This is a genomic window from Neorhizobium sp. T6_25 (genome assembly GCF_002968555.1).
Classification (GTDB): domain Bacteria; phylum Pseudomonadota; class Alphaproteobacteria; order Rhizobiales; family Rhizobiaceae; genus Neorhizobium.
Window position 1 is genome coordinate 1 of sequence record NZ_PVBL01000057.1, and the last position, 3651, is coordinate 3651.

1 protein-coding gene is annotated in these 3651 nt (G+C 63.3%); it reads left to right on the top strand.

Annotated elements, in window-relative coordinates; genetic code table 11:
- Positions 1-3651, top strand: a 3651-nt coding sequence (locus C5L10_RS34110; protein WP_172717327.1) for a calcium-binding protein, incomplete at both ends; no start/stop codon positions are given.

Genomic DNA, 3651 nt, shown 5'->3' on the forward strand with positions numbered 1-3651 from the left:
CATTGGCGAATATCGAGAACCTCACCTACACCGGCACCGGCAATTTCTCGGGCACCGGCAATGGTGCCGCCAACACGATCGCCGGTGGGGCGGGCAATGACACGCTGAACGGCGGAGCCGGCGCCGACACGCTGATCGGCGGCAGCGGCGACGACACCTACGTGGTCGACAACGCCGGCGATGTCGTCACCGAAAATGCCGGCCAAGGCAGCGACATGGTGCAGACGAACCTCGCAATCTACACGCTTGGCACCGATGTCGAGAACCTGACCTACACCGGCGTGGCGGCATTCACCGGGACCGGCAATGGCCTCGACAACACGATCCGGGGCGGCGCGGCCGCCGATATCCTCGACGGCGGCGCCGGCGCCGACACGTTGATTGGAGGCGTTGGCAACGACACCTACATCGTCGATGCCCAGGGCGATATCGTTTCCGAAGCCGCCAACGCCGGCACCGATCTGATCAAGACGGCGCTTTCCGCTTATGAATTGACCAGTATCGCCAATGTCGAGAAGTTGACCTTCATCGGCGCCGGCGATTTTGTCGGGACCGGCAATGCTTTGGCGAACGTCGTTTCCGGCGGTTCCGGCAACGACACGCTGGATGGCGGGACAGGCGCCGACACGCTGATCGGCGGCACCGGCGACGATACCTACATCGTCGACATCGCCACCGACGTGGTGACGGAACTGGCAAACGAGGGGAGCGATACGGTCCGGGCCGGACTTGCCGCGCTGACGCTTGCCGTCAATGTCGAGAACCTCGTCTATACCGGCAGCGGTAACTTCGCCGGCACCGGCAATGTGCTTGCCAACACGATCACCGGCGGGGCGGGCAATGACACGCTGAACGGCGGGGTCGGCGCCGATACGCTGATCGGCGGCAGCGGCAACGACATCTACGTGGTCGACAATGCCGGCGACGTGGTGACGGAGAATGCGGCGGAAGGCATTGATACGATGCAGACGGCACTGGCGAGCTACACGCTTGCCGACAATGTCGAGAACCTGACCTTCACCGGCGCGGTGGCCTTTGCCGGGACGGGCAATACCCTCGACAACACGATCACCGGCGGGGCTGCCGTGGACACGCTGTCGGGTGGCGGTGGCCACGACACGCTGGACGGCAAGGCCGGCGCCGATATCCTGACCGGCGGCACCGGCGACGATACCTATATCGTCGACAATGCCGCCGACGTCGTCACCGAAAACGCCGACGAGGGCACCGATACCGTCAGGACCGCACTGGCTGCCTACTCTCTTGCATCCAAGGCGAATATCGAAAACCTGACCTACACTGGAATTGCCGCATTTTCCGGCACGGGCAATGCATTGGATAACATCATCGCAGGCTCTCTCCTGGCTGCGAATACGCTTGATGGCGGTGCCGGGGCGGATACGCTGCAGGGTGGTCGCGCGAACGATACGTATACTGTCGACAATGCCGATGATCTGGTGATCGAAGATGTCGGAGGAGGCACCGACCTCATCAAGACGACGCTCACGAGCTACTCTCTCGTGCAATTCTCGAACGTCGAGAATCTGACCTTTGCCGGTGCTGGCAACTTCAGCGCCATCGGCAATTCGCAGAAGAATACCATCATTGCCGGCGCCGGCAACGATATCCTGGATGGTGGCGCGGGAGCCGATACTTTGGTCGGTGGCACCGGCAATGATATCTACATCGTCGACATGGCGACCGATGTGGTTACGGAGGCAGCCAGCGCCGGCACCGACGAGATACGGACCTCGCTCGCTACCTATTCGATCGCTGCATGGGCAAATATCGAGAACCTCACCTCCACGGGATCTGGAAACTTCACCGGCACCGGCAATGGGCTCGCCAACACGATCACCGGTGGGGCGGGCAATGACACGCTGAACGGCGGAGCCGGCGCCGATACGCTGATCGGCGCCAGTGGCGACGACACCTATGTGATCGACAACGCCGGCGATGTCGTCACCGAAAACGCCGGCCAAGGCAGCGACATGGTGCAGACCAACCTCGCATTCTACACGCTTGGCACCGATGTCGAGAACCTGACCTACACCGGCGTGGCGGCATTCACCGGGACCGGCAATGGCCTCGACAACACGATCCGGGGCGGCGCGGCCGCCGATATCCTTGACGGCGGCGCCGGCACCGACACGTTGATTGGAGGCGTTGGCAACGACAGGATGTCGGGCGGGGTGGGCGACGACACCTATGTGGTCGATGTTGCGACCGACATCATCGTCGAGAACCTGAACGAGGGCACGGACACGGTCCAGACGACGCTTGCGAGCTATGTCGTTGGAACGAATGTCGAGAACCTGACCTACACGGGTGCGGCGGCGTTTACCGGCAGCGGCAATGGCGCGGTGAACGTGATCACCGGCGGGGCGGGGGCCGATACGCTTGACGGCAAGGCAGGCGCCGATACGCTGATCGGCGGTGGCGGCAGTGACACCTATATCGTCGATACCCTGGGCGATGTGGTGGTCGAGGCATCCAGTGGCGGCACCGATGTCATCAAGACCGATCTTGCGAACTATTCGCTGGCGGCGATCGCCAATGTCGAGAACCTGACCTTCACCGGAAGCGGCGGCTTTACGGGCGCCGGCAACACTCTCGACAACCTCATCACCGGCGGAATTGGCGACGACACGCTCTCTGGCGATGCGGGCAATGATACGCTGAACGGCGGCGCCGGAGCGGATGCGCTTTCCGGCGGCACGGGCAACGATATCTACGTCGTCGACAATGCCGGCGACACCGTCACCGAAAACGCCGACGAGGGCACCGACACGGTGCAGACGAACCTCGCAAGCTACACGCTTGGCACAGATGTCGAGAACCTCACCAAGACCGGCACAGCGGCCTTTGCCGGCAATGGCAATACGTTGAACAACGTCATGACCGGCGGAACGGGTGTCGACACGCTGAAAGGCGGGGCGGGCGACGACACATATGTCATCAGCACCGGCGACATCGTCGTCGAGACTGCCGACGAGGGCATTGACACGGTGCAGACGAACCTGGCCTCCTACACGCTGGGGGTCAATGTCGAGAACCTGACCGCGACGGGCGCGGCAGCCTTTACCGGCACCGGCAATGCGCTTGGCAACATCATCAAGGGCGGAGCGGCAGCCGACAGGCTGACCGGGGCTGCGGGCAATGACACGCTGGATGGCGGGACAGGCGCCGACACGCTGATCGGCGGCACCGGCGACGATACCTACATCGTCGACATCGCCACCGACGTGGTGACGGAACTGGCAAACGAGGGGAGCGATACGGTCCGGGCCGGACTTGCCGCGCTGACGCTTGCCGTCAATGTCGAGAACCTCGTCTATACCGGCAGCGGTAACTTCGCCGGCACCGGCAATGTGCTTGCCAACACGATCACCGGCGGGGCGGGCAATGACACGCTGAACGGCGGGGTCGGCGCCGATACGCTGATCGGCGGCAGCGGCAACGACATCTACGTGGTCGACAATGCCGGCGACGTGGTGACGGAGAATGCGGCGGAAGGCATTGATACGATGCAGACGGCACTGGCGAGCTACACGCTTGCCGACAATGTCGAGAACCTGACCTACACCGGGGTGGTGGCCTTTGCCGGGACGGGCAATACCCTCGACAACACGATCACCGGCGGGGCTGCCG